The sequence below is a fragment of the Burkholderia sp. BCC1996 genome (assembly GCF_905339955.1).
Taxonomy (GTDB): Bacteria; Pseudomonadota; Gammaproteobacteria; order Burkholderiales; family Burkholderiaceae; genus Burkholderia.
Genome location: NZ_CAJPHM010000097.1, coordinates 1 through 574, shown reverse-complemented (window position 1 = coordinate 574; position 574 = coordinate 1). Strand labels below are relative to the sequence as shown.

1 protein-coding gene is annotated in these 574 nt (G+C 65.2%); it reads left to right on the top strand.

Translation table 11 applies throughout. From position 1 onward, the window contains the following. Positions 1–574, top strand: a 574-nt coding sequence (locus U4Z64_RS37375) for a hydrolase (protein ID WP_321822692.1), incomplete at both ends; no start/stop codon positions are given.

The window sequence follows — 574 nt, the reverse complement described above, 5'->3', positions numbered from 1 at the left end:
GCGTTCATCGTCATCGACTACCAGCCGGTCCAGGTGAACTCGATTGCATCGATGGATCGCCAGCTGCTGATCAACAACATCGTCGGCGCATCGAAGGCCGCGGTCGCGTACGACCTGCCGATCGTCCACTCGACCGTCAACGTGAAGACCGGCCTGAACAAGCCGCCGATCCCGCAACTGCGCGCCGCGCTCGAAGGCTATCCGACCTACGACCGCACCAGCATCAACTCGTGGGAAGACGTCGAGTTCCGCAAGGCCGTCGAGGCCACCGGCCGCAAGAAACTGATCATGACCGCGCTGTGGACCGAAGCGTGCCTGACCTTCCCCGCGCTCGACGCGCTGAAGGCCGGCTACGAAGTCTATGTGGTCGTCGATGCGGTCGGCGGCACGTCGGTCGCCGCGCACGAAGCCGCGCTGCGCCGCATCGAGCAGGCCGGCGGCCAGATGATCAGCGTCGCGCAGCTGTTCTGCGAACTGCAGCGCGACTGGGCCCGTAGCGCGACCGTCCCCGCGTTCATCAACCTGTTCATCGAAACCGGCGGCACCGCGGGCATCCAGTTCTCGTACGACAAGA